Raw genomic sequence first — 25,342 nt, 5'->3', positions numbered from 1 at the left:
ATGACTGATGCAGTAGCTGTAGATAACAAGAAGTCCTCTTCGTCCTCCAACCTCTTTACCCAGATCTCCGGCAAGCGTAAGGCTGCCGACAAGTTTGCCACCGTCATCATCTACCTGGCCATGATTCTGGCGCTGATCCCGCTGCTATGGGTTCTGTTCAAGGTGCTCAGCGAGGGTCTGCCTGCGATCTTGAGCCCCGACTGGTGGATGTACGACATGGTGGGACAGCCCCGTAACAAGGCCGGTGGTGGTGCAATTCACGCCATCATCGGTACCTTGATGCAAGTACTGGTCACCTCGGCACTCTCCATCCCGATTGGCGTGTTCACCGCTATTTACCTAGTGGAGTACTCCCGTGGCGACTTCCTCGGCAGGATCACAACCTTCATGGTTGACATCCTGACCGGTGTGCCCTCCATCGTTGCCGCCCTGTTCGTCTACGCAATGTGGATCACTACGTTCGGTTTCGATCGCTCCGGATTCGCCGTCTCGATCGCCCTGGTGCTGCTGATGGTTCCGATCATCGTGCGTAACGCGGAAGAGATGCTGCGCGTGGTTCCGATGGATCTGCGCGAGGCCTCCTACGCACTGGGTGTGCCGAAGTGGAAGACCATCGTCAAGATCGTTCTGCCGACCGCTCTGTCCGGCATCGTCACCGGTATCATGCTGGCTGTTGCCCGCGTGATGGGCGAGTCCGCGCCGGTGCTGATCCTGGTTGGTTCTACCACCAAGATCAACTGGAACCCGTTCGAAGGCGGTCAGCAGTCCCTGCCTCTGTACATGGTCGACCTGTACGGTGCCGGTAGTAACGAGTTCGTGCTGGAGCGCCTGTGGGGCTCCGCACTGACCCTGGTGCTACTGGTTGCAATCCTGATGATTGGCGCCCGCGTGATCTCGAAGCGCTACTCGGTGAAGGTCTAAGGCTTACCCCGAGCCTTCAGACCCCGCCGGGACCGAAACCCGAACAAAGCCTTTTCACTTGCACAGATCTACGGTCGCCCCACGACTAACTGGTGGCCACCCTAGGACCCTAGGAGAACAACACAATGGCTAAGCGCCTAGACCTCAACGACGTCAACATCTACTACGGCGACTTCCATGCCGTACAGAACGTCAACCTGCACATCCCGCCGAAGGCTGTGACCGCCTTCATCGGCCCGTCCGGCTGTGGTAAGTCCACCGTGCTGCGTACCCTGAACCGTATGCACGAGGTTATCCCCGGTGCCTACGTCAAGGGCGAGATCCTGCTCGACGGCGAAGACATCTACGGCTCCAAGATCGACCCGGTTGCTGTACGCAACACCATCGGCATGGTGTTCCAGAAGGCTAACCCGTTCCCGACGATGTCCATCGAAGAGAACGTTGTGGCCGGCCTGAAGCTGTCCGGTGAGACCAACAAGAAGAAGCTCCGCGAGGTTGCAGAGCGCGCACTGCGCGGCTCTAACCTGTGGGACGAAGTGAAGGATCGTCTGGACAAGCCGGGCGGCGGACTGTCCGGTGGTCAGCAGCAGCGTCTGTGCATCGCCCGCGCTATCGCGGTCGAGCCGGAAGTTCTGCTGATGGATGAGCCCTGCTCCGCACTGGATCCGATCTCCACCCTGGCAGTCGAAGACCTGATCCACGAGCTGAAGGAAGACTTCACCATCGTCATCGTGACGCACAACATGCAGCAGGCAGCACGTGTGTCCGACCAGACCGCCTTCTACTCTCTGGAAGCTACCGGCAAGCCCGGCAAGCTGGTCGAGGTTGGCCCGACTAAGCAGATCTTCGAAAACCCGCAGCAGAAGGAGACCGAGGACTACATCTCCGGTCGCTTCGGATAAAACTCTGGCCCTGCCCCGCCGGGCAGGTTCGAGGGCTAAAGAAAGTGTCTTAAAGGCAGGTTCGCGTTGCTCCTGCCAACCCACTAGCGGGGTTCCGGTTAATGCCGGGACCCCGCTTTTGGCGTCCAAAATAGAAAATAAACGGCATACTGGAAGCAGCAACGGGCACCGTGAACAGAAAGGAGCCACCATGTCTGGCCAAGACACTCCGGGAACCCTCCACGTCGTCGTGATGGGGGTCAGCGGAAGCGGCAAAACCACCCTTGCGCGCGCCATTGCCGAAAAAACCGGATGGCAGCTACAGGAAGCCGACGACCTGCACCCCGAGGGGGCGCTGGAGATCCTGCAAGACGGGCGGCTGCCGGACGAACAGGCGCGTCGCAGGTGGCTGGGAACGGTGCGTGATTGGATCGCGGACCAGGCCGCGCAGGGCAACAACACCGTCACGGCGTGCACCGCGCTGCGCATCGACCACCGTGAAATCCTGAATGGTGTCGGTGAAGCTGCGACCGTGTTTTACGTGCACCTTTACGGTACCGAGGACGTGCTCGCGCGCCGTATGAAAAACCGAGTGGGCGAAGCCGACATGCCACGCGATCTGCTGACCGCGCAGCTGGAAGACCTGCAACGCCTGACGCCGGGGGAGAAGGGCATCCAGCTGGACGTCGCCCGCACGCCCGAACAGCTGCTGGACGATGCTCTGAACGCCGCGATGTTCGCGCAGAAGGCCTACGGCAGCTAGCAGGCCCGCGGTTTAGAAGTCGAAATTCGTATCGTAGCGGTAGCGCAACTCGTCGAACTGCTCGCGGAAGCGCCGATGCAGCTCTTCGTCCTCCTGCTTGCGCTGGTACTCATCAGTGGTCAAGCCCGTGATGATGAAGACGATGCGATTCGCAATCTCCACCGCGTGATCCGAGTACCGCTCTAAGTAGCGCGACAGCAGCGTAAGATCCACCGCCTCGCGGACAGAATGAGGCCACTTGCGCTGGGTCGTTAGCTGGAACAGGTGGCGGTGGATGTCGTCGACCGCGTCGTCGTCCTCGATGAGCTTCAGTGCGTTCTGCACGTCGAGCTCGCGCAACAGATCCTGAATCTTCGCCGCCGAGTTATCGCACTGCCGCGCCATCTCTTCGATATAGGGCCGGATGGGCTCGGGGACAGCGTTTTCTGGATGACGCCGCCGCGCCACCTTCGCCACATGCACAGCAAGCGCGCCCATGCGGGTGAAATCCTCGACGATATGTTGGCCGGCAACCACCACGCGCAGATCCCTGGCCACGGGCGCCTCCAGGGCCAGTAGTTGGAAGGCATCCTTCACCGCAGTGAGGCGCAGATCCTCTAGTGTATCCACGCTGCTAAGAACCTTCTCTGCCAGTTCCAGATTGGCTTCCAGAAGGGAGCGGGTAGCGGAATTGAGTGCGGTACGCACGAAATCCGCCATAAGTGAAATGTCGTGCTTAAATTCCCGGAGCTGGTTTCGGTACACCCGTCGCATGTCAAGCCACTATAGTCCCCGGGGGCACGTGCTGCTGGGGCATGAACCCCCGCCATCTAGCCCCGAGTAAGTACCTTATCCACCACTGTTTTCAATATCAGCGCCGTCCGGCACTGTCGCGTCCTCCGGGTCGTCGAGCCAGCCCTCAGGCAGAGCCACCTTCGCTGGGGAACCCTGGCGCCCGCGGGCACCGTCGGCATCTTCCGCCAGGGCGGGGGAGTCCCACACCTCGCTCAGCGCGGCTTTCAGTTCCTCCAGGCTGCTCACGCGCGAGAGGCTGCGGCGTAGTTCACCACCGGCGGGGAAGCCTCGCAGGTACCACGTCATGTGCTTGCGCAGGTCGCGGCACGCCTTGTGCTCGCCGTCGTGGGCGGCCAGCAGCTCGGCGTGGCGCAGGATGATGTGTGCAACCTCGCCCAGGGTGGGCTGGTCAGGGATGGGCAGGCCGCGCAGTTCGGCGGATAGCTCCGCAAACAGCCATGGGCGGCCCAGGCAACCGCGACCGACGACCACGCCGTCGCAGCCGGTCTGCTCCATCATCGCGCGGGCATCCGTGGCCTTAAAGATGTCGCCATTGCCCAGCACAGGGATGCCGGTGTGGGCCAGGTGCTGCTTCAGCCGTGCGATTTCGTTCCAGTCCGCATGTCCGGAGTAGCGCTGAGCCGCAGTGCGGCCGTGTAGAGCCACCGCGGCTGCACCTTCTTCCACGGCGATTCGGCCGGCATCTAGGTGCGTGTGGTGTTCGTCATCGATACCTACGCGCATCTTCACGGTGACGGGAATGTCTGTGCCCTCGGTGGCCTTTACCGCAGCGGCCACAATGTTGCCGAAGAGCTTGCGCTTGTACGGTAGGGCGGATCCACCGCCGCGTCGGGTGACTTTAGGAACCGGGCAACCGAAATTCATGTCGATGTGGTCGGCCAGCCCCTCGTCCACGATCATCTTTGCTGCCTTGTAGGTGTACTCCGGGTCGGTGGTGTACAGCTGCAGGCTGCGGGGATCCTCGTCTGGGGCGAAGGTTGTCATGTGCAGGGTTTTTGGGTTGCGCTCGACTAGCGCTCGCGCCGTTACCATTTCGCAGACGTAAAGGCCGGCGACGGAGCCCATGCGCTCGCGTTCCTGCTCGCGGCACAGGCTACGGAAAGCCACGTTGGTCACGCCTGCCATCGGCGCGAGCACGACGGGGGAGTCGAGCTGCATCTTGCCGATCTGCAGCCCCTGGAAGCCTTGGTTGCCCTCTGCCGTGGTGGGGGTGGGGATTGCGGTGGTTGTAGTCACGAGCCCCATTGTCACACTGGGGAGGGGTGAATACCAAAGGGCGTCCATAAGAAAGAGTCGAAGTAGCAACAACGATTGTTCAACAATAGGGTGGAGAGTGAGGGCGAGCTACGTCACATTTATGTAGGCTGAGGAAATAAAGCGGAAAATCCGCGGTATAGCAATGGAGGAGGAACCGATGTCTGAGCGCATCGCCAACGAGTTCTACAGGTCCAAGGTCACTTCTGCCGAGGAAGCAGCGCAGTTTATCAACCACGGCGACAAGATCGGCATGTCCGGCTTTACCGGCGCGGGTTACCCCAAGGCTCTGCCCAGCGCCATCGCTGAGAAGGCCAAGGAGCTGCACGAACGCGGTGAGGACTTTCAGATCGACCTCTTCACCGGCGCCTCCACCGCACCGGACTGCGACGGCGTGCTGGCAGAGGCAGACGCAGTGCGCTACCGCACCCCCTACGCCTCCGATCCCGTGATGCGTAAGAAGATCAACGCCGGCGAGATCAAGTACCAGGACATCCACCTCTCCCACCTCGGCAAGCAGGTTGAAGAGGGCTTCTTCGGCCGCCTGGACGTGGCCGTAGTCGAGGCTGTGCGCATCGACGAAGCGGGTAACATCATCCCGTCCTCGGCCGTAGGCAACAACGTGGAGTACCTGAACTCCGCCCGTAAGGTCATCATCGAGGTCAACGAGTGGCAGTCCCTCGACCTGGAGGGTATGCACGACATATACAAGATCCAGGATCTGCCGAACCGCACCCCGATCCCGATCAACCGCCCCGGCGACCGGATTGGTACGTCGTACATCCCGGTGGATCAGAACAAGGTTGTGGCCGTTGTGATGACCAACGCCGAAGACCGCAACGCGCCGTTCAAGCCGACCGACGAGATCTCCGAGAAGATCGCCGGCCACTTCCTGGACCTATTGGAGGGCGAGGTTGAGGCCGGCCGTCTGGCATACGACAGCTACGTCATGCAGTCCGGTGTGGGCAACGTGCCGAACGCTGTGATGGCTGGCCTGCTGGATTCCAAGTTCGAGAGCATCCAGGCTTACACCGAGGTCATCCAGGACGGCATGCTGGACCTAATTGACAATGGCAAAATGACCGTTGCGTCCGCGACCTCTTTCGCACTGTCCCCGGACTACGCGAAGAAGATGAACGAAGAAGCTAAGCGCTACCGCGAGCACATCGTGCTGCGCCCGCAGCAGATCTCTAACCACCCGGAGGTTATCCGCCGCACTGGTTTGATCGCCTCCAACGGCATGATCGGCTGCGACATCTACGGCAACGTGAACTCCACCAACGTGGCGGGTTCGCGCATCATGAACGGCATCGGCGGCTCCGGCGACTTCACCCGCAACGCCTTCCTGTCTAGCTTTATCTCCCCGTCCACCGCGAAGGACGGCGCGATCTCCGCGGTTGTGCCGTTCGCCTCCCACGTGGACCACACAGAACACGACACGATGGTTGTAATCACCGAGTACGGCTACGCCGATCTGCGCGGTCTGGCTCCGCGCGACCGTGTGCCGAAGATCATCTCCATCGCCCACCCGGACTACCGTCCGCTGCTGGAGGAGTACTACGAGCGCGCCTGCGCTGCGGGTAACCACCTGCAAACTCCGCACGACTTGAAGACCGCCTTCAGCTTCCACATCAACCTGGAGGAAAAGGGGTCGATGAAGGGCTAGTTGCTCTGCTACAGGGCGCCCACGGGGGGCAATTTTCTGCTTCGCGCAAGCGTTAGATAGAATGCTCCCGTTGGGCCTTTAGCTCAGTTGGTAGAGCTACGGACTTTTAATCCGCAGGTCGTGGGTTCGAGCCCCACAGGGCCCACAGTGTTAACCACCCCGCTGCAGCGCGTTTATGGTGAATTCCATGGCGCACTGCGGCGGGGGTTTTTCGTTGATAGGGCGAAACGGGGATGGAACAAATCGGTACCGAAGGTTGTTGGAGCTGGCATGACAACTTTGTTTACCCCATTGGAACTTGGCCGTTTTACCTTGAACAACCGTGTGACCATGGCAGCGCTGACCCGCCAGCGGGCGGGCCACAGCGCCGTGCCGAACGAGCTGCACACGAAGTACTATTCCCAGCGTGCTAGCGCCGGATTGGTTGTTACGGAGGGGACCTTTCCTGCGTGGACGAACCGTGCATTTCCGGGCCAGGCAGGTATCGCAAATGAGGAGCAGGCGGCCGGCTGGAAGGACGTAGCCAACGCAGTGCATGATGCCGGCGGTGTGCTTTTCATGCAGATCATGCACGGTGGTCGCACTAGCCACCCGGACCTCATCGACGGAGCGCAGGCGGAAGCGCCCAGCGCATTGGACTGGGACGGCCAGGTTCGTGGCTTTGCCGGCAAGATGGATGCCCCGGTTCCACGGGCGTTGGAGGCTGACGAGTTCCCGCGCATCGTCGAGGAATTCCGCAGGGCCGCACGCCGAGCCATTGACGCAGGTGTCGATGGTGTGGAGGTGCATAACGCAAACGGATACTTGCTGCACGAGTTCTTGGCACCATCTGCCAACCAGCGAGAGGATGAATTCGGTGGCAGCCCCGAGAACCGCTGGCGCCTGCCGGAGATGGTGATTCGCGCGATAGCAGAGGAAATCGGCGCCGACCGCGTGGGAGTGCGTTTTTCGCCGGGCCACAACGTACAGGGAGTCATTGAAAACGACGAGGAGGACATGCTGGCCACGTACGGTGGCCTGCTGGATGCTCTTGCCCCTGTGAACCTGGCCTACGTGTCTTTCCTGCACGCACAGCCGGAAGGCGAGCTAATTGCGACCTTGGCGAACAAGGCCCGCGCCAACGGTGTGACCAAGGTTCTGATGAACGATGGGTTCGGCACCGTCACCACGAAGGAGGATGCGCAGCGCGAGCTGGCATTGGACTACGTGGATGCCGTGGTGGTGGGGCGCCAGCTGATCGCTAACCCGGACTTGGTGCGCCGGTGGCAAGAGGATCTGGCGCTGAACGAGCCAGATCAGGACACGTTCTATATGGGTGGCGAGCGCGGCTACACGGACTACCCAACGGCTGCGGACTAACACGTGTTCCATAGCGGGGTTAGTGGCTGACTTTGCCCACCTCACCGGGCGATTTGTCCTGCTGCTCGCCCCTGGTTTAAACTGTTCTAGCTGCTAAGGAAGTACAGCACTTAGCTGGCTTACTTTGTAGAGCTCCCATCGTCTAGAGGCCTAGGACCCCGCCCTTTCACGGCGGTAACACGGGTTCGAATCCCGTTGGGAGTACGGCCCTGTGGCGCAGTTGGTTAGCGCGCCGCCCTGTCACGGCGGAGGTCGCGGGTTCAAGTCCCGTCAGGGTCGCAAGGTCTTAAACTTTTCGGGTAGCCTTTCCGGTGTTTTCGCGCTGGGAAGGCTCTTTTCTTTTTGTTTTCTTTTTGACGCCCACATGTCCGTGTGTTTGACACTTCAACAGTGACGAGAAATCCCAGCAGAAGCGGTAGCTGAACAGCTGATTTGCCTAAGAAGTTTGTCACTGTGTAGAGTCTATTCTCGTGCAACGGACGGCTTAGACAAGTTGTTGTCTGGTCGTTTTATTTAGTTGCGCAGGCAAGATTGGCCCTGTGGCGCAGTTGGTTAGCGCGCCGCCCTGTCACGGCGGAGGTCGCGGGTTCAAGTCCCGTCAGGGTCGCTTCGATGTTCGAATCGGTTGCGATCGGGCAACGAAGGCCAGATAGCTCAGTTGGTAGAGCGTTCGCCTGAAAAGTGAAAGGTCGCCGGTTCGATCCCGGCTCTGGCCACATCTCAACCCCGGTAGCGTAAAGCTGCCGGGATTTTGCCGTTGGTGGGGAGGGGGCTGCGAGGCTACGTACACTGGGGGTAAGAGAAAAGTCGGGAAAGCCGACAAGTAAACCTACAAGGTAAACCTACGAGAGGTTTAACGAGGGAAGGAGCCCCAAGCACTATGCCAGGCGAAAAGAGCATCGTCCACGACCAAGCCCAGAGCCGCTTCGTCATCTATGTGGATGATCAGGAGGCCGGCTTTGCCGAGTACGTCCAGGAGGGAAGCGTGCGCGACTTCAACCACACTGTCGTTGATTCGAAGTTCCGCGGCCAGGGACTATCCAAGCCACTTATCAGCGAGGCACTGCTGGATACCAAGGAGGCCGGGCTAAAGGTAAAGGCCAGCTGCTCCGCCGTCGAGGCCTTCGTGGAGAAGAACCCGGACTTTAAGGAGCTGCTGGCCTAGCTGGCTGCACGCCTGCGTGCTGGAGAGTGCTGGGCGCGCTATGCGCCCTGTGAAGCACGCCTAGATGTTGTTCTGCATGTCGTCGACCCACTTGACAGCGTCTACGAGCGGGGTGTTCTGTTCGGGCTTACGCGGGCGAATCTTCGCCGGAATGCCCGTCAGAATGGAATGTGGGGGAGCATCCTTGGTCACCACCGCGTTGGCGCCGATGGCAGAGCCCTCACCGATGGTGATGGGGCCCAGGACCTTGGCGCCCGCGCCGATCATTACCCCGTTGCCGATGGTGGGGTGGCGCTTGCGTTGCACGAGCTCGGAACCGCCGAGAGTCACACCGTGGTAGAGCATTACGTCGTCGCCGATCTCCGCTGTCTCGCCGATGACCACACCCATGCCGTGATCGATAAAGAACCTGCGGCCGATAGTGGCGCCCGGGTGGATTTCAATACCGGTAAAAGCACGGGTCGCCTGACTAATAACGCGCGCGATGCCACGGTGCCCGCGCTCCCACAGTGCGTGGGAGACGCGGTGCGCCCAAATGGCGTGCAGGCCGGAATACACGATGGCGTTTTCTACGTCTCCGCGTGCCGCCGGGTCGTGCTCACGGGCATTGGCCAGGTCTTCGCGGATGCGTCCAAGAATGCTCAAAGGTGTGGTCTTTCGGTCGGTGGGGTAAAACGGCTAGAAAACTTTAGCAGCAACTATAACGAGAAGGCGCTGCCCCCTATTCCACCGCTAGGTGGAAAGGCGGTAGCGCCTACTTGCCTGCAGCTAACAGCTACTAGGCAGCCGCCACTAGGTTGCGGCCGACTGCCGGAGCGGAATTAGTCGCGCAGGTCGTCGAACAGCAGGGTGGAGACGTAGCGCTCGCCGAAGTCCGGAACGATAACGACGATGGTCTTGCCCTCGTTCTCGTCCTTCTTGGCCTCTTCCACGGCTGCCCAGACGGCCGCACCGGAGGAAATTCCGGACAGGATTCCCTCGGTAACTGCCAGCTCGCGGGCGGTCTTGGTAGCGTTCTCCAACGGAGCGTCGACCACTCGATCCAGGATGTCCTTGTTCAGGTTCTCCGGGAAGAAGTTGGTGCCCAGACCCTGGATCTTGTGTGGGCCGAAGCGGCCCTCGGTCAGCAGCGGGGAGTCGGCCGGCTCCACGCCGACGATCTCGATCTTCTCGTTCTTCTCCTTCAGGTACTTAGCCGCACCGGAGATGGTGCCGCCGGTGCCCACACCTGCAACGAAGATGTCTACCTCACCGTCGGTATCCTCCCAGACCTCCGGGCCGGTGGTGTTGTAGTGGATCTCCGGGTTAGCCGGGTTGGCAAACTGGCGTGCCAGGATGGCGTTGTCGGTGCTCTCTACAATCTCGTTGGCCTTGTCGACCGCACCCTGCATGCCGCCCGGGCCAGGGGTTAGTACCAGCTCTGCGCCCAGAGCGCGCAGCATGATGCGGCGCTCGTTGGACATGGTCTCCGGCATGGTCAGGATGACCTTGTAGCCCTTAGCCGCGCCGACCATTGCCAGCGCGATGCCGGTGTTACCGGAGGTAGCCTCGACGATGGTGCCGCCCGGCTGCAGGGTGCCATCCTTCTCGGCTGCCTCGATGATGGCCTTACCGATGCGATCCTTCACGGAGTTAGCCGGGTTAAAAGCCTCCAGCTTCAGCAGGACGGTGGCCTTCAGGCCCTCGCCGTATGCGCCCAGCTTAACCAGTGGAGTGCCACCGATGAGGTCAGTGATGTTGTTGTAGATCTTCGCCATAGGAGCGATCCTTTCGTTCTAGACTGATCGGTCTATACCGGGCAGTCTACACTTCTTCTGCGCGGGGCACCACTGCTCTTCTTGGGTTGTTCTTACTGGCCTTCTTATAGACGCCCTTTCGTCTCCGGGCTTTGCCAGATTCTCAGGCATAGAAGTGGGGGATTTGGTTCAATGGCAACCATGACTTCCGATAACCAGACTGATAACCAGACTTTCGAAAACATTCAGGTGGCCGTTAACGGTGCCGTCGCGACCATTACTCTGAACCGACCGAAGGCTCTGAATGCCCTCAATAGCGCCGTGTTGTCCGAGATCGTTCCGGCAGCAGAGACGCTGGACGCGGATCCGCAGGTCGGTGCCATCGTTATTACCGGCAGCGAGAAGGCTTTCGCTGCCGGTGCCGACATTAAGGAGATGAAGGACGAGACCTACCCCGCAGTCGCGGAGAAGCGCCTGTTCGGTGACTGGGAGAAACTGGCGCAGCTGAAGACCCCGTTGATCACCGCTGTCTCTGGCTTCGCGCTTGGTGGCGGCTGCGAGCTAGCAATGCTGGGCGACATTCTGCTGGCCAGCGAGACCGCAAAGTTCGGCCAGCCGGAGATCACCCTGGGCATCATCCCCGGCATGGGTGGTACTCAGCGCCTGACTCGCGCGGTGGGCAAGTACAAGGCTATGGATCTGATCCTTACCGGCCGCATGATGGACGCGGAGGAGGCCGAGCGCAGCGGTCTAGTTTCCCGCGTGCTGCCTGCAGAGGGCTTTGCCGACGAGGTGCAGAAGATTGCGGCGAAGGTGGCAGGCATGTCCCATGTAGCAACTGCTGCGGCTACCGAGATGGTGGACGAGGCGTATAGCACCACCCTGGAGGACGGCGTGGAGGCTGAGCGTCAGCAGTTCTGGCGCCTGTTTGATACCGCCGACCAAAAGGAAGGCATGGCCGCGTTCGTGGAGAAGCGCAAGCCGGAGTGGCAGCACCGCTAACCACGGGGCACAATTGCGAATATGTCACATTCCAAGCAAGTCAACCGCACCATCGACCTGTCTATCCACGACGTCTACAGGGTAGCCTCCGGCGAGACTTTCCTGCTGACGGATGAGGGGATGGTGGAGCCGACGGAGTCGCAGATCATTGAGGCCGAGCGGAAAGTGCTTCCCGATGGTCGGGTGTGGGCGCGGGTTGGCGTGAGGGCGTCCCAAAAAGAGCTAGAAGAGCTCTCCAAAGAGGGCGAGAAACCCCTTGCTTTCCAGGAAACCTACGTGTCGCAGCCAGATGAGGCGGGCGCGTTCGAGGTGAACTCGACGATGGAACTGCCGCTGGGAATGGGGACTATGGAAACCCACTTCGTCTACGCGGCCGTGGTGGAGGATGCAGCGGCCGCGCGGCAGGCTGAGTACGCGGATTCTCCGCAGACGGCGGTGGAGGCAACCTTGACTGCCGACGTTTCGGTGCCGCTGATTGCCGGAAGGCTAGAAAAACACCTCCTGAAGACTGCTGACACGACTGTTGATAACGGCCTCGCGCGCATCGTAAACCTCAGCGGAGCTTAGCCTGCATCGCTTAGTCATTTCTTAGGAAAATCCCTGGATTGAGCCTTTTGCGCCCAATTTCGGCTCCTTTTAACCCCGATAAGGTAGTGCGTTCGAGCGCCCGCTTTCCGACCAAAAAGCTAGGGGCAGTTTTGGGGGGTAGGTAGGGGGTGAACTATACTCCCTACTCACACGATGCCTTAGCTCCGTGCAATGGGGTAGGGCGCCACAGGTCAAGTTTGAGGAGTGAACCAGGTGGACCAGCAGCGGCAACGCGATGACGAAGACGTCATCATTTCTGCGCTGAATTCTCTAAAGAACGCGACCGGCATCCCGGTGACCATGTACGCCGCGAGCTCGGCGGATGGCAAGCTGCGGATAGCTAAGTGGGTGGGATTGCGCACCCCGGCGCTGCACAATCTGGAGATCACTCCAGGCGCAGGTGTCGGCGGGCGCGTGGTGACCACCCGGCGCCCTGTGGGCGTGTCGGATTACACCCGCGCAAAGTCCATCAGCCACGACTTCGACCGCCACATCCGCGACGAGGGCTTGCACTCCGTCGTCGCTGTACCGGTGATTGTGAAGCGCGAGGTCAGGGGAGTGCTCTACGCAGGTGTGCACTCGCGCGCTCGCATGGGCGACAAGGTGCTAGAAGAGGTCACTATGACCGCCCGTTGCCTGGAACAGGAGATCGCGGTCAACGAGGCGTTGCGTTCGAGCGAGTCTGGGCGCAGTGCGGGCGCAGGGGCTTCTACAAACAAACAGGTTCGATCGATGTCTGGCGCGGAATGGGAACAGGTACGCGCTACCCACAGCAAGCTGCGCATGCTGGCTAACCGTGTGGAAGACGACGAGTTGCGCCGCGACTTGGAGGTTCTGTGTGACCAGATGGTTTCTCCGGTGCGCGTGAAGCAGACCACCAAACTTTCGGCGCGTGAGCTGGACGTGTTGGCCTGCGTGGCGCTGGGTCACACCAACGTGGAGGCTGCCGCAGAGATGGGCATCGGCGCTGAAACGGTCAAGAGCTACCTGCGCTCTGTCATGCGCAAGCTCGGCGCGCACACTCGTTACGAGGCCGTAAACGCCGCCCGCCGCATTGGCGCTCTTCCGTGACCGGCACGGTGTAATCGGCAGGGGGGTGCGACCAAGTAGTTTGAGCTCTACTAAAACGCTCCGCAATGCGCGGGGCGATTTTTTTATAGGCTAGTTGGCGTGAAAGACAGCTTCGTAGTGACCGGTGGAACCAGGCTGCAGGGCGCCATCAAGGTGTCCGGCGCGAAAAACAGTGTGCTTAAGCTCATGTCAGCTGCACTTTTGGCGCCTGGAACCACAACGTTAACCAACTGCCCCGAGATCGCCGATGTGCCATATATGGCGGAGGTGTTGCGCGGTCTGGGCTGCGAGGTGGAGCTTACTGGCGACGTCGTGCGCATCACCACCCCGGAAGAGATTGAATACAACGCGGACTTCGAGGCCGTGCGGCAGTTCCGTGCATCTGTAGCTGTGCTGGGGCCGCTGACTTCTCGCTGTCACAAGGCGCGGGTTGCTCTTCCTGGTGGAGACGCCATCGGCTCCCGCCCCCTCGATATGCACCAATCGGGCCTAGAGCTGTTGGGTGCAACGACCAAGATTGAACACGGTTGCCTGGTGGCCGAGGCCGACGAGCTCCGTGGCGCGCAGATCAAGTTGGACTTCCCCTCGGTGGGTGCGACGGAGAACATTCTGACTGCCGCAGTCCTGGCGGAGGGCACCACTACGTTGGATAACGCGGCGCGCGAGCCGGAAATCGTGGATCTATGCAACATGCTGGTGCAAATGGGCGCGAAGATTACTGGTGCTGGTTCCAACACGATCACCGTCGAGGGGGTACAGCGGCTGAATCCCGTGGACCACGAGGTAGTCGGTGACCGCATTGTTGCCGGCACTTGGGCGTATGCGGCGGCGATGACGCAGGGTGACATCACGGTCGGTGGCATTGAGCCGCAGCACCTGCACCTGGTGCTGGAGAAGCTGAAGCTGGCGGGTGCACACGTGGAGACTTACCCGACTGGATTTCGCGTGATGCAGACCGAGCGCCCGAAGGCTGTCGATTACCAGACCCTGCCTTTCCCTGGGTTCCCGACGGACCTGCAGCCGATGGCGATTGCACTGTGCACAGTGAGCGAGGGGATGAGTGTTATTACTGAGAACATCTTCGAGTCTCGCTTCCGCTTCGTTGACGAGATGATGCGCCTGGGCGCCGACGCCAGCATTGACGGCCACCACGTAGTGATTCGCGGTAGGGATCAGCTTTCCTCTGCCCCAGTCTGGAGCTCCGATATTCGCGCTGGCGCTGGCCTAGTGCTGGCTGGCTTGGTGGCCGATGGCAAGACAGAGGTGCACGACGTCTACCACATTGATCGTGGGTACCCGGAGTTCCCGGAACAGCTGCGCTCGTTGGGCGCCGAGGTAGAGCGGGTGCAGCGTTAGAGCGCATGTGCGCGCTGTGCATTTAGGTGCATAGATAGCGCGCTGAAAAACCTGCTTTGACCTGTGTGTTTGTGTTTGGTGTGGGGTGTGTGTACATTTATTCGAGTCAGCGCGACACGGCGCGGTGAGTTTTAGACTTGCTGCTTGCTTTGGAAGGCGTGTCTGGCCAATCATTTTAAAGCTGTAAAAACAGTCCTGGTTGTATGCGAGTGCAGCGGGTTGTTTACCGGGAATTTGCTTTTTGTTCACGGTTGCTTTACACTCGTAATCCGTCGCAACGTGGTCGCCACTGTCTGTGTGGTGTGACTGGTTGTGTGCGTAGGTTGTTTGAGAACTCAATAGCGTGATGAACCAAGTTTAGATACTTTGTTGACCAACCTTTGTGTTGATTCTGATGCATTGTATGTCTTTTAGGCTTTGTGACTTGTTTTCAGCTTCTCATTGGCTCGCATGGATTGTGGGTTGATGGTGGTTACGCCAGCGTGGGGTTAACGTTCCCATGTTATGTGAATGTGCGTATCCCAGCAGATGCCTGTTTTGTGGGTGTTGGTTGGGCTGATGGAAGAGTTTGGAAGTTTGTGGATGTATGTTGTGTCTGATCGATAGTCGGCGACTGTAGTGGTTGTTGGTGTTGGTTGATGTGATTTATTTATCCTTTTTTCAATTCTTTTGTCAGTAATTTTGTTTTTTGTTTGCCTGGTTTTCAGGCTCACCATGTGTCTGATGGCATTTTTTATGGAGAGTTTGATCCTGGCTCAGGACGAACGCTGGCGGCGTGCTTAACACATGCAAGTCGAACGGAAAGGCCTCTGCTTGCAGAGGTACTCGAGTGGCGAACGGGTGAGTAACACGTGGGTGATCTGCCTTGCACTTCGGGATAAGCCTGGGAAACTGGGTCTAATACCGGATAGGACCATGCTTTAGTGTGTGTGGTGGAAAGTTTTTCGGTGCGAGATGAGCCCGCGGCCTATCAGCTTGTTGGTGGGGTAATGGCCTACCAAGGCGACGACGGGTAGCCGGCCTGAGAGGGTGTACGGCCACATTGGGACTGAGACACGGCCCAGACTCCTACGGGAGGCAGCAGTGGGGAATATTGCACAATGGGCGCAAGCCTGATGCAGCGACGCCGCGTGGGGGATGAAGGCCTTCGGGTTGTAAACTCCTTTCGCTAGGGAAGAAGCCTTTTGGGTGACGGTACCTGGATAAGAAGCACCGGCTAACTACGTGCCAGCAGCCGCGGTAATACGTAGGGTGCGAGCGTTGTCCGGAATTACTGGGCGTAAAGAGCTCGTAGGTGGTTTGTCGCGTCGTCTGTGAAATCCCGGGGCTTAACTTCGGGCGTGCAGGCGATACGGGCATAACTAGAGTGCTGTAGGGGAGACTGGAATTCCTGGTGTAGCGGTGAAATGCGCAGATATCAGGAGGAACACCGATGGCGAAGGCAGGTCTCTGGGCAGTTACTGACGCTGAGGAGCGAAAGCATGGGTAGCGAACAGGATTAGATACCCTGGTAGTCCATGCCGTAAACGGTGGGCGCTAGGTGTGGGGGTTTTATTTACGATTCCTGTGCCGTAGCTAACGCATTAAGCGCCCCGCCTGGGGAGTACGGCCGCAAGGCTAAAACTCAAAGGAATTGACGGGGGCCCGCACAAGCGGCGGAGCATGTGGATTAATTCGATGCAACGCGAAGAACCTTACCTGGGCTTGACATACACTGGATCGCTGCAGAGATGTAGTTTCCCTTTGTGGCTGGTGTACAGGTGGTGCATGGTTGTCGTCAGCTCGTGTCGTGAGATGTTGGGTTAAGTCCCGCAACGAGCGCAACCCTTGTCTTGTGTTGCCAGCACGTTATGGTGGGGACTCGCGAGAGACTGCCGGGGTTAACTCGGAGGAAGGTGGGGATGACGTCAAATCATCATGCCCCTTATGTCCAGGGCTTCACACATGCTACAATGGTCGGTACAGTGGGTTGCGATACCGTGAGGTGGAGCTAATCCCTTAAAGCCGGTCTCAGTTCGGATTGGAGTCTGCAACTCGACTCCATGAAGTCGGAGTCGCTAGTAATCGCAGATCAGCAATGCTGCGGTGAATACGTTCCCGGGCCTTGTACACACCGCCCGTCACGTCATGAAAGTTGGTAACACCCGAAGCCAGTGGCCCAAACTTGTTAGGGAGCTGTCGAAGGTGGGATTGGCGATTGGGACGAAGTCGTAACAAGGTAGCCGTACCGGAAGGTGCGGCTGGATCACCTCCTTTCTAAGGAGTTTTTATATTTTTGTTTTTGTTTCTGGGTGAATAGGTAACCGGTTCAGCCATTTTGTTGTGGTTGTTGGTTGTTGGATTTGTTGCATTGTTTGTGGTGTGCGTGTGTTGGGGTTGGCACTGTTTTTGTGGGGTTGGGTTGATGAAGTGTGTGTTTGGTTTGTCATGGCTGTTGGGTGTCTGGGGCAATCTTTTGTTCCTGTGTGTGGATGCGTGTGATGGCATGCGGCGTTGTGTGTTGTGTGTTGTTGTGGGTGTTCAGTGTTGTTTGAGAACTGTATAGTGGACGCGAGTATCTTCTTTTTTGTGATTTTTGTTTGAAATCATTATGTTCACGCGCTGATGGCTTGCAATGTTTGTGTTGTGGGTTGTTGGTGTGTGGGTGTCTTAGTGTTTTGTGTTGTCTGTGAAGGGCGCACGGTGGATGCCTTGGGCATGATAAGCCGATGAAGGACGTGGAAGGCCGCGATAGTCCTCGGGGAGTTGTCAATCGAGCGTTGATCCGAGGGTGTCCGAATGGGGAAACCTGGCCACAGTTGTGTGTGGTCGCTGCATGGATGAATTCATAGTTTGTGTGGTGGTAACGCGGGGAAGTGAAACATCTTAGTACCCGTAGGAGAAGAAAATAATAATGATTCTGCTAGTAGCGGCGAGCGAACGTGGATTGTTGGCTAAACTGCATGCGTGTGATACCTGGCAGGGGTTGCGTGTGTGGGGTTGTGGGGTTGTGTTGTGCGGTGCTGCCATGCCGTGCCTTGGTGCCATGTGTTAGCGGAAGTGGTTTGGAATGGCCTGCCGTAGACGGTGAGAGTCCGGTACGTGAAAGCATGTGGTGTTGGGGTTGATGTGATACCCGAGTAGCAGCGGGCTCGTGGAATCTGCTGTGAATCTGCCGGGACCGCCCGGTAAGCCTGAATACTTATTGTGACCGATAGTGTATGAGTACCGTGAGGGAATGGTGAAAAGTACCCCGGGAGGGGAGTGAAATAGTACCTGAAACCGTGTGCCTACAAGCCGTCAGAGCCTTTTGGGTGATGGCGTGCCTTTTGAAGAATGAGCCTGCGAGTCAGCGGCATGTCGCGAGGTTAACCCGTTGTGTGGGGTAGCCGTAGGGAAACCGAATCCTAATGAGGGTGTTGTGAGTGGCGTGTCCTGGACCCGAAGCGGGGTGATCTACCCATGGCCAGTGTGAAGCAGCTGTAAGAGGCTGTGGAGGCGCGAACCCACTTAGGTTGAAAACTGAGGGGATGAGTTGTGGGTAGGGGTGAAAGGCCAATCAAACTCCGTGATAGCTGGTTCTCCCCGAAATGCATTTAGGTGCAGCGTCGTGTGTTTCTTGCCGGAGGTAGAGCTACTGGTTGGTTGAGCGGGACTATCATCTTAGCGACGTCAGCCAAACTCCGAATGCCGGTAAGTCAGAGCGCGGCAGTGAGACTGCGGGGGATAAGCTTCGTTAGTCGAGAGGGAAACAGCCCAGATCGCCGGTTAAGGCCCCTAAGAGTGTGCTAAGTGGAAAAGGATGTGGGATCGCGAAGACAGCCAGGAGGTTGGCTTAGAAGCAGCCATCCTTGAAAGAGTGCGTAATAGCTCACTGGTCGAGTGGTTCTGCGCCGACAATGTAGTGGGGCTCAAGTACACCGCCGAAACCGCGGAACTCAACTTTGTTGGGTTGGTAGGGGAGCGTCGTGTGGTCGTTGAAGCTGCCGGGTGACCGTGTGGTGGAGGTTATGCGAGTGAGAATGCAGGCATGAGTAGCGAATGATGCGTGTGAAACGTATCCGCCGGATGACTAAGGGTTCCTGGGTCAAGCTAATCTTCCCAGGGTGAGTCGGGTCCTAAGGCGAGGCCGACAGGCGTAGTCGATGGTTAACGGGTTGATATTCCCGTACCCGTGTGTGTGCGACCAATGGTGAATCAGTGATACTAACCGCCCTGAAGCGTGTCATGTGCACTTTGTGTGTGTGGTGTGTGGATGCGTGGGACCTGATCTGGTAGTAGCCAAGCGATGGGGTGACGCAGGAAGGTAGCCAAGCCACTTATTGGATTGTGGTGTAAGCGTGTGGCCCGCAGGGATTGGTAAATCCGTCCTGCATATGGGTGAGGCGTGATGCGTACCCGTTGTGGGGATGTTGGTGATCCTATGCTGTCGAGAAAAGCCTCTAGTGAGTGCATGTACGGCCCGTACCGTAAACCGACACAGGTGGTCAGGTAGAGAATACTAAGGCGTTCGGGTGAACTGTGGTTAAGGAATTCGGCAAAATGGCCCCGTAACTTCGGGAGAAGGGGTGCCACTACTGGTGAACGACGTGTTGAGCTGGTGGTGGTCGCAGAGAATAGAGGGAAGCGACTGTTTACTAAAAACACAGGTCCGTGCGAAGACTGTAAGTCGATGTATACGGACTGACGCCTGCCCGGTGCTGGAAGGTTAAGAGGACCTGTTAGATCTTTGTGGTCGAAGCGGAGAATTTAAGCCCCAGTAAACGGCGGTGGTAACTATAACCATCCTAAGGTAGCGAAATTCCTTGTCGGGTAAGTTCCGACCTGCACGAATGGCGTAACGACTTCCCTGCTGTCTCAACCACAGGCCCGGTGAAATTGCAGTACGAGTAAAGATGCTCGTTACGCGCGGCAGGACGAAAAGACCCCGGGACCTTCACTATAGCTTGGTATTGGTGTTCGGTTCGGTTTGTGTAGGATAGGTGGGAGACTGTGAAGTAGCTACGCTAGTGGTTGTGGAGTCGTTGGTGAAATACCACTCTGATCGGATTGGGCATCTGAACCTCGGCCCGTGATCCGGGTTAGGGACAGTGCCTGGTGGGTAGTTTAACTGGGGCGGTTGCCTCCCAAAGTGTAACGGAGGCGCCCAAAGGTTCCCTCAGCCTGGTTGGCAATCAGGTGTTGAGTGTAAGTGCACAAGGGAGCTTGACTGTGAGACTGACAGGTCGAGCAGGTACGAAAGTAGGGACTAGTGATCCGGCACCGGCTTGTGGAAGCGGTGTCGCTCAACGGATAAAAGGTACCCCGGGGATAACAGGCTGATCTTCCCCAAGAGTCCATATCGACGGGATGGTTTGGCACCTCGATGTCGGCTCGTCGCATCCTGGGGCTGGAGTAGGTCCCAAGGGTTGGGCTGTTCGCCCATTAAAGCGGCACGCGAGCTGGGTTTAGAACGTCGTGAGACAGTTCGGTCTCTATCCGCCGTGCGCGTTGAAACTTGTAGAAGGCTGTCCCTAGTACGAGAGGACCGGGACGGACATACCTCTGGTGGGCCAGTTGTCACGCCCGTGGCATGGCTGGTTGGCTACGTATGGGAGGGATAACCGCTGAAAGCATCTAAGCGGGAAGCCTGTTCTGAGATGAGGTTTCTTTTGAGGTTCCCTATAGATTATGGGGTTGATAGGCCGGATCTGGAAGTCATGTGAGTGATGGAGGTGACCGGTACTAATTGGCCGATGTTCAACACAATTTGTTTGTTGCTGAGATTGTGGTTTCTTGTCGCAAATTGTTGTGTGCTCGCGTCTGTTATGCAGTGTCTGGAACGGCACGACACACCAGTAAACCCCTTGGGTTTGGGTTTGGTTGGGTGTGTGTTTTGTTCTGATTGTGGTTTGTCGGTGGTTGTTAGCGGTGGGGTCACGCCCGGTCCCGTTCCGAACCCGGAAGCTAAGCCTACCTGCGCTGATGGTACTGCACCTGGGAGGGTGTGGGAGAGTAAGTCACCGCCGGCATTAAAACTAAATGATTGAGGGAGTGTGTGCAGCCTGTGTGGTTGTGCATGCTCCCCCTTTTTTTTATGCCTGAATACCGGGGGAGTCTCGACTGCACAGTAGTCGTGGTTTGTTAGGGCGCCGGTGTGTCGTGGTGTCTGCGTTGTAGAGGCCGGAGGCTGCCTCAGAGGATCCTTCGATCTTCTGGGAGGAGCCCTGGCTTGTGGTCTTTATGCCGCTGAATATGAGGCTACACGTATTCTCTAAACAGTTACGCGCACTAGGTAAAATGGTGGTGAGTCGTTTAGACGATGAATATGGAGGCGAAGGGCTCATGATCTCGCAAAAGAATTCAGTATCTGGGGCCGGTATGGCGGAGGACAGCGCCGCTCGCGCCGTAGACCTACAGCGCATCTACGGTCAGGGGGAAACGGAAGTCAGAGCTGTCGACGGAATCTCCATCGACTTCCTGGCTGGCCAGTTCACCGCAATCATGGGTCCCAGTGGCTCCGGCAAGTCCACCCTCATGCATTGCATGGCAGGTCTCGACTCCATCTCCAAAGGCAAGGCCTATATCGGCGAAACGGATATTTCTACCCTTAACGACAAGCAGGTGACTGCCCTGCGCCGCGATCGTCTGGGCTTTATCTTCCAGTCTTTCAACCTCGTTCCTACGCTGACAGCCAAGGAAAACATCACGCTGCCACTGGACATCGCCGGCCGCAAGGTAAATCAGGACTGGTTCGACGAGGTTGTCGTTCGCCTCGGGCTCAAGGACCGTCTGAACCACCGCCCGTCCGAGCTTTCCGGAGGCCAGCAGCAGCGCGTGGCCTGCGCCCGTGCCTTGGTCTCGCAGCCCGACATCATTTTTGGCGATGAGCCTACCGGCAACCTGGATTCCAATAGCTCCGCAGAAGTGCTTACGATTCTGCGCAACGCGGTGGACAAGGACCACCAGACCGTAGTAATTGTCACCCACGACCCGAAAGCTGCATCCTATGCGGACCGGGTTGTATTTCTCGCCGACGGTCAAATCGCCGACGAGCTCGATAAGCCCGATGTCGAGGCCATCCTCGGTGTCATGGGCAAACTAGAGGAGCACTAGTCATGCCTAGCGCCACCCGAATTTCCACAGACGGCGGCACCCAATCCGTCCCAAGGCCCGTCCCCAGGCGCCAGAAGACAGGCAAATCCAGCAGCAGCCACGCCCGCGCAGTCGCCAGGGTTTCCTACCGCAGCGTGCTGGCCAACAAGGTTCGTTTTCTACTTACGATTATTGCCGTGGTGCTGGGGACTGCCTTTATAGCCGGTTCCTTCATGTTCACAGACATGATGCAGAAATCCTTTAATGGAGTATTCAGTAACGTCTATTCCTCCGTGGACGTCGAGGTTTCCCAGAAGGATCCGACTAAGCCGATCACCCCAGCGACCAAAGAGAAGCTGGAGCAGAACAAGGACGTCAAGGGCATCGCCATGGGGTCGGAAACCACTGCAGTGATCGTTAAGGATGGCAAACAGCTCAGCACTGGCGGTGCTCCGTCAGTGGTATTACCTAACGACTCCAGCGAAAATGCACCTGGCCCATCCGTCGCCATCGTCGAGGGCCATGCTCCGAAGGGTAAAGAGGAGGCGATGATAAACGTCGATGCCGCTGAGAAGCACGGCGTGGGAATTGGCGATGAGATCCAAGCCATCGACGTCCGCGATAGCCACAAGTACACGATCGTTGGATTCTTCCAGACCGACTTTGCCGTGGGCGGCTACCTGGGTGTGGGACTTGATCCGCAGGTGTACATGGATAACTACACCAACGGCACTATCCCCGGAGGCTACTGGCTGTCCGCTCGTGATGGTGTTTCCCAGGAAGAGCTCAAGAGCTCCGTAGAGAAGCAATTTCCCGAATACAAGGTCGTCACCGGCGACTCGATTGTAGAGAAGGCGTCGAAGGAGGTCGAGGAGGGGCTAAGTTTCATTAACTACTTCCTGCTTGCCTTCGCCCTGGTCAGCCTGTTGGTTGGTGCGTTTATTATTGCTAACACCTTCTCGATGGTCGTCGCCCAGCGCATGCGTGAGTTCGCACTGCTGCGCTCCCTCGGCGCGTCTCGTGGCCAACTCACAACCTCCGTGGTGTTCGAAGCTGTTCTTGTCGGCATCGTCGGCTCGATCTTGGGAATCTTCGCTGGTATGGGGCTTTCCAAAGGGATCTTCGCCATCATGGACATGGCCGGATTCGGCCTGCCGAGCTCCGGACTGAGCTTGACCCCGCAAGCGATCATCCTGCCGCTGATTATCGGCGTGCTCATCACCGTCATGTCCGCGTGGGCTCCCGCCCTCCGCGCTGGCCGTGTACACCCCGTCGAGGCTATGCGCTCCGGCGATGTCTCTAGCTCGTCGTCGCTGAAGCTACGCACCATCGCAGGTGCTTTTGTGTTCCTTCTAGGTGCCGCCGCCGCGATTGCCGCCCTGATTCTTAAGGACGCCGAAACGAGCACCCGTGTCTCCATTCTGGGCATCGGAACCCTGTTGGTGATCGTCGGCACTTTCCTGGTCTCCCCGGCGCTGTCGATTCCAGTTGTCCCCGCACTGGGGCGCGTCCTCGGTGCGCCTTTCGGAGCGGTTGGAAAGTTGGCGGCCACAAACTCGCAGAGGAACCCACGGCGCACCGCAACAACAGCATTTGCCCTGACTTTGGGCGTGGCACTCGTAGCCGCGTTCGGCATGGTCGGTGCGACCATGAAAAACGCCATGGAAGACTTGATCGGCGATACGGTGAAATCCGACCTGGTGGTCAGTGGACCGCAAAACCAGGGCTTCCCGCTACCCGCGGGAGCGGAAAAGGCCGTGAACGAGGCCGACGGCGTGGGCGTCAGCTCTACGCTGGGTCTGGTGCCGGTCAGTGTGGGGAAGCCCATGAACGACAGCAGTGTCACATATACGGGCATGTTCGCCTTCTACTACAAGGGCGAGCTGAACAAATCCCTGGGACTGCGTTCTTTGGGGGAGGAGCTGAAGACTGATGAGCCGGGCTTCTATGCCTCCGAAGGCAAAGCCAAAGAAATGAAGTGGAAGGTCGGCGACGAAGTTCCGATCTACCGCGTTGGCCAGTCCAAGATGGGCAGCATCAAGCTGTTGGGAATATACACTGAGCCGATCCAGCCGCAGACGCTGCTGAACCAAGCCGCGCTGAAGCCTTACCTCGGGCCGGGCAAGCCTCTGAACGAGCAAGAGGATCTGCAGATCATGCAGGTCTACGTTCACGGCAACGGCGACATCAGCGAGAAAGACCTGAAAAAGAACGTGCGCCAGGCCGTGGAACCCTACGTGGTGGCTGATGTGCTGACCCCTGCCGAGTATGCAGGCACCGTCTCCGGCGGCATCGACCAGATGCTGATGATCCTCAACGCAATGCTCGCACTGTCGATCCTGGTGGCGATCCTGGGTATCATCAACACCCTGGCACTGAACGTGATCGAACGCAGGCAGGAAATCGGCATGCTGCGTGCCGTGGGCATGTTCCGCAAGCAGGTGCGCCGGATGATCACCCTCGAGGCTGTGCAGATCGCCGTCTACGGCGCGCTGGTGGGTGTGCTCATCGGCGTGAGCCTGGGTTGGGTCTTCGTGAAGGTACTGGCCTCTGAGGGGTTGGATACCGCGATCCTGCCGTGGCAGCTGCTGCTCGGCATGCTGATCGGTTCCGGCATCGTGGGAGTGCTCGCCGCGATCTGGCCGGCGCACAAGGCAGCGAAGACCTCTCCGTTGGAGGCGATTGCTGACTAAAACCTCAACGTTGTCCGGGGTCGAAACTACAATGACTAACCATGAGTGAGCAGACCCCGAACTCCGACATCGTTAACCTGCCCAGCACTGGCGGCGACGTGCAGGCCGGCGTGGAGCCGCTGTCCGCCCAGCAGCAGCTGGAGCAACTGAATAACTTCTTCGAGGACAACTACCCGGAGATCTTTAACTCCCTCGTCACTGACGAGGGAGCAACCTATAAAGAGCAGTCTTGCCCCGTCCCTGCGCAGCTGGTAGACGAGACCGAGCGGATGTGGGCGCGCGTGCCCGACCTGCTGGCTCACAGCAGCCTGCTGGTGCTGGGGGCAGGGCTGGATCACCGCATGCCCCATGTCGCCTACACCTCTCAGGTGCAGGCCGAGCCGTGGGCTACACAGCATCGTGCGCTACCGGATGGGGTCGTTGGAACGGTAGTGACGCCCCCGAACCCCACCGGAGCCGTAGCGGTCAGTTTGCACGGCGGACCAGGCTGGTTCGGTGACGGTGCAAGCCATGACCAGTTCTGGCTGCCGCTGTTCGCCGCCATCGCGGAGCGCTCGGGGGTAACCATCGTGGATCTGACGTACCCGCTGCCCGGCTACGGATCCTGGGAGCTTACACAGCAGGACGTGGCAGAGGCGGTCGCGCAGATAAAGGCCGAGCTGGCGCCGCAGGCCTTCGGACTGGTCGTATTCGGCAGTGGGCTGGTGGCCGCAGGTCAGGTCGTGGGGACGGCAATGAGTTCGGCTCTGGGGTCGGATTTTGAGCTGGATTTTTTGGCGGCGCTCAGCCCGCGAATCCCGGAGGGGTTCGCGGTGGATATTGCAGGACTACCCACTGCGGTCTCCCTCGCGAAGTTCGATAGTCGGGGAACCGCGGGGGGCGTCATTAAGAAGTACTTCGCAGAAAGCGGCGCGGAGGTGCGGTTTTACGAGTACGACAGTGAACACATCATTGCAGCTCCCGCCGTATGGCGGCAACGGGTCGACGAACTAGCGGAGTGGCTGCGTACGGTAGTTGCAGATTGTTGAACAACATTCTA

The 25,342-nt window shown here is 58.6% G+C and carries 17 protein-coding genes, 5 tRNA genes and 3 rRNA genes; 21 read left to right on the top strand and 4 right to left on the bottom strand.

Annotated features, from left to right (window positions below; all coding sequences use genetic code 11):
* The 3 genes from pstA (at position 1) to ACKFRT_RS06655 (ending at position 2,565) form a co-directional block, all read left to right on the top strand.
* The gene (pstA, locus tag ACKFRT_RS06665; RefSeq protein ID WP_296212079.1) at positions 1-921 is read left to right on the top strand and encodes a phosphate ABC transporter permease PstA; all 921 of its coding nucleotides are present in this window, start codon (positions 1-3) and stop codon (positions 919-921) included.
* Between the two features lie 125 nt (positions 922-1,046).
* Positions 1,047-1,823, top strand: a complete 777-nt coding sequence (gene pstB / locus ACKFRT_RS06660) for a phosphate ABC transporter ATP-binding protein PstB (protein WP_296212077.1) — start codon at positions 1,047-1,049, stop codon at positions 1,821-1,823.
* A gap of 190 nt (positions 1,824-2,013) precedes the next feature.
* Positions 2,014-2,565 carry a gluconokinase gene (locus tag ACKFRT_RS06655; RefSeq protein ID WP_296212075.1) on the top strand — a complete coding sequence of 184 codons (552 nt, stop codon included), beginning with the start codon at positions 2,014-2,016 and terminating at the stop codon, positions 2,563-2,565.
* A gap of 12 nt (positions 2,566-2,577) precedes the next feature.
* On the opposite strand, the gene phoU is transcribed toward ACKFRT_RS06655, so the two are convergent.
* The gene (gene phoU / locus ACKFRT_RS06650) at positions 2,578-3,318 is read right to left on the bottom strand and encodes a phosphate signaling complex protein PhoU (protein WP_408924753.1); all 741 of its coding nucleotides are present in this window, start codon (positions 3,316-3,318) and stop codon (positions 2,578-2,580) included.
* A 75-nt stretch (positions 3,319-3,393) separates the two neighbouring features.
* Positions 3,394-4,518 carry a tRNA dihydrouridine synthase DusB gene (dusB, locus tag ACKFRT_RS06645; RefSeq protein WP_296212545.1) on the bottom strand — a complete coding sequence of 375 codons (1,125 nt, stop codon included), beginning with the start codon at positions 4,516-4,518 and terminating at the stop codon, positions 3,394-3,396.
* A gap of 256 nt (positions 4,519-4,774) precedes the next feature.
* Between dusB and ACKFRT_RS06640 the strand changes: the two genes are divergently transcribed.
* From ACKFRT_RS06640 to ACKFRT_RS06605, 8 genes are all read left to right on the top strand, one after another.
* Positions 4,775-6,280, top strand: coding sequence for an acetyl-CoA hydrolase/transferase family protein (locus tag ACKFRT_RS06640; protein WP_408924752.1), 1,506 nt, complete (start codon positions 4,775-4,777; stop codon positions 6,278-6,280).
* A gap of 72 nt (positions 6,281-6,352) precedes the next feature.
* Positions 6,353-6,425, top strand: a tRNA-Lys gene (locus tag ACKFRT_RS06635).
* 125 nt (positions 6,426-6,550) lie between these two features.
* Entirely contained in the window at positions 6,551-7,639 is a 1,089-nt protein-coding gene (locus ACKFRT_RS06630) for an alkene reductase (protein ID WP_408924751.1), read from the top strand.
* A 131-nt stretch (positions 7,640-7,770) separates the two neighbouring features.
* Positions 7,771-7,843: transfer RNA gene (locus tag ACKFRT_RS06625), tRNA-Glu, on the top strand.
* A gap of 1 nt (position 7,844) precedes the next feature.
* Positions 7,845-7,918: transfer RNA gene (locus ACKFRT_RS06620), tRNA-Asp, on the top strand.
* 254 nt (positions 7,919-8,172) lie between these two features.
* Positions 8,173-8,246, top strand: a tRNA-Asp gene (locus tag ACKFRT_RS06615).
* 36 nt (positions 8,247-8,282) lie between these two features.
* Positions 8,283-8,355, top strand: a tRNA-Phe gene (locus ACKFRT_RS06610).
* Between the two features lie 164 nt (positions 8,356-8,519).
* The gene (locus ACKFRT_RS06605; protein WP_296212068.1) at positions 8,520-8,804 is read left to right on the top strand and encodes a GNAT family N-acetyltransferase; all 285 of its coding nucleotides are present in this window, start codon (positions 8,520-8,522) and stop codon (positions 8,802-8,804) included.
* A gap of 60 nt (positions 8,805-8,864) precedes the next feature.
* Here the strand turns inward: ACKFRT_RS06605 and epsC are convergent, their stop codons facing one another.
* Both epsC and cysK read right to left on the bottom strand, forming a co-directional pair.
* A complete protein-coding gene (epsC, locus tag ACKFRT_RS06600; RefSeq protein ID WP_296212066.1) occupies positions 8,865-9,449 on the bottom strand; it encodes a serine O-acetyltransferase EpsC in 585 nt (194 codons plus the stop codon).
* Between the two features lie 176 nt (positions 9,450-9,625).
* Positions 9,626-10,561, bottom strand: coding sequence for a cysteine synthase A (cysK, locus tag ACKFRT_RS06595; RefSeq protein WP_296212064.1), 936 nt, complete (start codon positions 10,559-10,561; stop codon positions 9,626-9,628).
* A 180-nt stretch (positions 10,562-10,741) separates the two neighbouring features.
* On the opposite strand from cysK, the gene ACKFRT_RS06590 reads away from it, so the two are divergent.
* The 10 genes from ACKFRT_RS06590 (at position 10,742) to ACKFRT_RS06545 (ending at position 25,331) form a co-directional block, all read left to right on the top strand.
* Complete coding sequence (locus ACKFRT_RS06590) at positions 10,742-11,542, top strand: enoyl-CoA hydratase-related protein (RefSeq protein ID WP_408924750.1); 801 nt, start codon at positions 10,742-10,744, stop codon at positions 11,540-11,542.
* Positions 11,543-11,563: 21 nt separating this feature from the next.
* Entirely contained in the window at positions 11,564-12,109 is a 546-nt protein-coding gene (locus ACKFRT_RS06585; protein ID WP_408924749.1) for a DUF2505 domain-containing protein, read from the top strand.
* A gap of 234 nt (positions 12,110-12,343) precedes the next feature.
* A complete protein-coding gene (gene ramA / locus ACKFRT_RS06580; protein WP_296212542.1) occupies positions 12,344-13,201 on the top strand; it encodes an acetate metabolism transcriptional regulator RamA in 858 nt (285 codons plus the stop codon).
* 99 nt (positions 13,202-13,300) lie between these two features.
* Positions 13,301-14,557 carry a UDP-N-acetylglucosamine 1-carboxyvinyltransferase gene (murA, locus tag ACKFRT_RS06575; protein ID WP_296212058.1) on the top strand — a complete coding sequence of 419 codons (1,257 nt, stop codon included), beginning with the start codon at positions 13,301-13,303 and terminating at the stop codon, positions 14,555-14,557.
* Between the two features lie 732 nt (positions 14,558-15,289).
* Positions 15,290-16,813: ribosomal RNA gene (locus ACKFRT_RS06570) — 16S ribosomal RNA — on the top strand.
* 402 nt (positions 16,814-17,215) lie between these two features.
* A 23S ribosomal RNA gene (locus ACKFRT_RS06565) occupies positions 17,216-20,285 on the top strand.
* Between the two features lie 144 nt (positions 20,286-20,429).
* Positions 20,430-20,547, top strand: a 5S ribosomal RNA gene (gene rrf, locus ACKFRT_RS06560).
* Together the 16S, 23S and 5S rRNA genes form the textbook arrangement of a ribosomal RNA operon.
* A gap of 349 nt (positions 20,548-20,896) precedes the next feature.
* Positions 20,897-21,631, top strand: coding sequence for an ABC transporter ATP-binding protein (locus tag ACKFRT_RS06555; RefSeq protein ID WP_408926072.1), 735 nt, complete (start codon positions 20,897-20,899; stop codon positions 21,629-21,631).
* Between the two features lie 2 nt (positions 21,632-21,633).
* Complete coding sequence (locus ACKFRT_RS06550; RefSeq protein ID WP_408924748.1) at positions 21,634-24,303, top strand: ABC transporter permease; 2,670 nt, start codon at positions 21,634-21,636, stop codon at positions 24,301-24,303.
* Positions 24,304-24,344: 41 nt separating this feature from the next.
* Positions 24,345-25,331: a hypothetical protein gene (locus ACKFRT_RS06545; protein ID WP_296214648.1), complete on the top strand. Its 987-nt coding sequence runs from the start codon at positions 24,345-24,347 to the stop codon at positions 25,329-25,331.
* The last annotated feature ends 11 nt before the right edge of the window (positions 25,332-25,342 follow it).

The sequence above is a fragment of the Corynebacterium jamesii genome (assembly GCF_046097395.1).
Taxonomy (GTDB): Bacteria; Actinomycetota; Actinomycetes; order Mycobacteriales; family Mycobacteriaceae; genus Corynebacterium.
Note: the sequence above shows the minus strand (reverse complement) of the source record. Positions and strands in the feature narration are given on the sequence as shown.

Excerpts from the sequence above, each read along its gene's own strand:
- pstA (WP_296212079.1), top strand. The coding sequence starts at position 1 with ATGACTGATGCAGTAGCTGTAGATAACAAGAAGTCCTCTTCGTCCTCC.
- pstB (WP_296212077.1), top strand. The coding sequence starts at position 1,047 with ATGGCTAAGCGCCTAGACCTCAACGACGTCAACATCTACTACGGCGAC.
- ACKFRT_RS06655 (WP_296212075.1), top strand. The coding sequence starts at position 2,014 with ATGTCTGGCCAAGACACTCCGGGAACCCTCCACGTCGTCGTGATGGGG.
- phoU (WP_408924753.1), bottom strand. The coding sequence starts at position 3,318 with ATGCGACGGGTGTACCGAAACCAGCTCCGGGAATTTAAGCACGACATT.
- dusB (WP_296212545.1), bottom strand. The coding sequence starts at position 4,518 with ATGCAGCTCGACTCCCCCGTCGTGCTCGCGCCGATGGCAGGCGTGACC.
- ACKFRT_RS06640 (WP_408924752.1), top strand. The coding sequence starts at position 4,775 with ATGTCTGAGCGCATCGCCAACGAGTTCTACAGGTCCAAGGTCACTTCT.
- ACKFRT_RS06630 (WP_408924751.1), top strand. The coding sequence starts at position 6,551 with ATGACAACTTTGTTTACCCCATTGGAACTTGGCCGTTTTACCTTGAAC.
- ACKFRT_RS06605 (WP_296212068.1), top strand. The coding sequence starts at position 8,520 with ATGCCAGGCGAAAAGAGCATCGTCCACGACCAAGCCCAGAGCCGCTTC.
- cysK (WP_296212064.1), bottom strand. The coding sequence starts at position 10,561 with ATGGCGAAGATCTACAACAACATCACTGACCTCATCGGTGGCACTCCA.
- ACKFRT_RS06590 (WP_408924750.1), top strand. The coding sequence starts at position 10,742 with ATGACTTCCGATAACCAGACTGATAACCAGACTTTCGAAAACATTCAG.
- ACKFRT_RS06585 (WP_408924749.1), top strand. The coding sequence starts at position 11,564 with ATGTCACATTCCAAGCAAGTCAACCGCACCATCGACCTGTCTATCCAC.
- ACKFRT_RS06555 (WP_408926072.1), top strand. The coding sequence starts at position 20,897 with ATGGCGGAGGACAGCGCCGCTCGCGCCGTAGACCTACAGCGCATCTAC.
- ACKFRT_RS06550 (WP_408924748.1), top strand. The coding sequence starts at position 21,634 with ATGCCTAGCGCCACCCGAATTTCCACAGACGGCGGCACCCAATCCGTC.
- ACKFRT_RS06545 (WP_296214648.1), top strand. The coding sequence starts at position 24,345 with ATGAGTGAGCAGACCCCGAACTCCGACATCGTTAACCTGCCCAGCACT.